This window comes from Coriobacteriia bacterium (genome assembly GCA_031292615.1).
Taxonomy (GTDB): Bacteria; Actinomycetota; Coriobacteriia; order Anaerosomatales; family JAAXUF01; genus JARLGT01.
The window spans coordinates 1-3,111 of the sequence record JARLGT010000069.1 but is presented as its reverse complement, the minus strand read 5'-3'; the positions used below and the strand labels follow the sequence as shown (position 1 = coordinate 3,111).

Here is a 3,111-nt window from a genome sequence, read left to right as displayed (position 1 = left end):
TGGCTTGGGATCAGCACCTGATTGCCGAACCCGAAGGGCCCTCCTTCATCTCTCGTCCAGTTGCGCGTTGCCGTTTGGACCGGCTACGCTCGTGACACACGACCCAACAGCGACATTCAGAGCCGCCCGGGTGGTGGTGGCCGTTTAGTTTCATCGTCAACCGAATAATACGCCCAGCAATTGCTGGAAGCGCGCGGTGATAAAGCCGTCGTCGTAGCTGCCAAAAAAGCTTGATCTTTCGAAGAAAAAGGAAATAACGAAGAGGCCAAGGCTTGGTGGCAAATCGAAGCGGCGCTCAAGCTGATGCGTGGTCCGCACGAACGCTGAAGTATCGGCCGACGCGGTCTCGAACCCCGTCAGCTCGATGTTGGAGACGTCGCGATTTCATCGAAGTGATTGGTAATGCGAAGTGATCTATTTCGCCACCAACGAGGAGTTACTTCTGACGGGCGCGTTCTTGATGGCTGCCTGTTACGTGGCAGGAGCGCTCTCGTCCCTGCTGGCGTGGTGGTCGGGTAGACTCGCGCTTGGCGCGGGTCACTTGGCCGCGCTTGCGGGGGCATTGGCAGGCCTCGGCGTTTCGGTAGGCGTTCTCCTCGGCGACCCCGGTCGCACGTTGACCCAGCCACTCCCGGTCGTCTTCCCATTTGCCCGGCTTTCGCTCTCGGTGGACGGGCTCTCGGCCTACTTCCTGTTTGTCATCTCCCTCGTAGCCGTCGCGGCGTCGATCTACGGTCCGGCCTATCTTCGGGCGCACTCGCCCAACGCGGGGCGGGCGCGGCAGGCAGCGCAGGTGATCGCGCTGAATGTGTTCCTGGGCTGCATGGCATTCGTCTGCTGCGCGGGCGACGCTCTAAGCTTTCTGCTCTGCTGGGAAGGCATGACGCTCGCCAGCTACGTCCTGGTCGTCTCCGACGACCGGGATGGCGAGAACGCCCGGGCAGGGCTTCTCTACATGGTGATGGCTCACGGAGGCACGGCTCTGCTGCTCGTCGCATTCCTTGCCCTCACCGAGCGGGCCGGGGCATTCGACTTTACGGCCCTTCGCATGGCGGCAGGCGGTCTCGATAGCGCGACACGAACGACGCTATTCTTCCTGGCGCTCGGCGGCTTCGCCACCAAGGCCGGCGTGGTCCCTCTCCACGTCTGGCTCCCTCGCGCGCACCCCGCGGCCCCGAGCCACATCTCGGCGCTGATGTCGGGCGTCATGCTCAAGGTCGCGATCTACGGGATACTGCGCTTCGCCTTCGACCTCCTCGCTCCGGCCGCCGAGCCACTGCCATCCTCCTGGGGATGGACGGTGCTCGTCGTGGGCACAACTTCGGCCGTGCTCGGTGTGCTCTACGCGCTACAGCAGCATGACCTCAAGCGCCTGCTCGCATTCCACAGCGTGGAGAACATCGGGATCATTCTTATCGGAGTGGGACTGGCGATGATTCTATGGCGTCGGGAGACCGCGGGCGGCGCCCTCGCTACGGTCGCGCTCACCGCCGCACTCCTTCACACCGTCAACCACGCGGCATTCAAAGGCCTCCTCTTCCTCGGCGCGGGCAGCGTCCTCTGCCGCACGCACGTCCGCAACATGGAGGAACTCGGCGGCCTCGCCCGGCGCATGCCCTGGACGGCCGGACTGTTCCTGCTTGGAGCCGTCGCAATCTCGGCCCTCCCCCCGCTCAATGGATTCGTCAGCGAATGGCTCACCTTCCAGGCCCTCCTCGGCGGCGCCAGCCACTTCCGCGGAACCTCCGGTCTCGGCATCGTCTTTTCCGCGGCGATGCTGGCGCTCACGGGAGGCCTCGCAGCTGCCTGTTTCGCGAAGGCGTTCGGTGTCACGTTCCTCGGCCGCCCGCGAACGCCCCATGCCGAGCACGCCACCGAAGCACCGCCGTCGATGATCGCCGGCATGATTTGGCTGGGGGCGGTGTGCGTGGCCCTCGGTGTCGCGCCAGGGTACGCAATGCGCCTGCTCGACGCGCCGACGGCCGAACTGCTTCACGGCCTCGGGGCGAGCGTCGTCGTAACGGCGCGGGGACCGCTTGTGCTATCGGCGGCACTGACGCCGTCGGGGACGAACGTCACGGCCATTTCGATGACGGTGCTGGCCGCACTCCTCATCGCGCTCGCCGCGATGGCGTGGGTCTTGCGCCGCGGACTGCGGAGTGCCCCGCGGCGCGCCGCGCCAACATGGACGTGCGGAATGAGCCCCGTCGCAGGGTTCGACTACACGGCTACCGCGTTTGCGAAGCCGCTCCGGCTCGTTTTCGCGACGCTCTACGACCTCCGCCGCGAGGTGATCCGAGAGACCGCCGGAACGCCGTACGTCGTCCGACGCATTCACTATACCGGAGAGGTCATGGATCTCGCGGAGACGCAGATTTACCACCGCATCGAGCGGGGTATCTCGAGGCTCTCGCAGGCCATCCGCGCCCGCAGCACCGGCCGAATCCACGGGTACATCGCATTCGTGCTCGGAGCGCTCTTCGTGGCGCTGCTGCTGTTCGGGGTGGGCCAAAGATGACCGGCGAGAGACCGCTGACGCTCGTGCTCCTCGAGATGACCCTTCTCGTGCTGCTCGGGCCGCTTGTCACCGGCACCATCCAGAAACTCAAGGCCCTTATCCAGTGTCGCCAGGGAGCGGGTATCCTTCAGCCGTATCGCGACATCATCAAACTGCTCCGCAAGGGCACGGTGCAGGCGGACACGACCTCGGGTTTCTTCCGGTCGATTCCGGTGCTCGTGCTGGCTGCCACGGTGGCTGCGGGTGCACTCGTTCCCGTCGTCCGGACGGGGCCGCCGGCGTTTCCATTGGGCGACGCGTTGATGCTCCTCGGGCTGCTCGCGCTCGCTCGCTTCCTCACTGCGGTCGGCGCATTCGACGCCGGCGGCGCGTTCGGCGGGATGGGGGCCTCGCGCGAGATGACGATCGCGCCGCTGGTCGAGCCGGTCTTGATGATGGTCGTGTTCTCGACAGCGGTGGCCGCCGGGACGACGGAGCTCGGCGCCCTCGCAACGCATCGCGGGGCGTCGTGGATCCTCGCCTGGCGCGCGGCGGACTTCCTCGGCTTTGCGGCCATGCTCGTGTTACTCCCGGCAGAGACGGGCCGCATTCCC

The 3,111-nt window shown here is 66.0% G+C and carries 2 protein-coding genes; both read left to right on the top strand.

The genetic code is table 11. The features are described from left to right. The first annotated feature begins 409 nt into the window (after positions 1-409). Positions 410-2,518, top strand: a complete 2,109-nt coding sequence (hyfB, locus tag P4L93_06015) for a hydrogenase 4 subunit B (GenBank protein MDR3686490.1) — start codon at positions 410-412, stop codon at positions 2,516-2,518. Further along, on the top strand, positions 2,515-3,111 hold a 597-nt coding region (locus P4L93_06010), incomplete at its 3' end, for an NADH-quinone oxidoreductase subunit H (protein ID MDR3686489.1). The genes hyfB and P4L93_06010, both read left to right, overlap by 4 nt.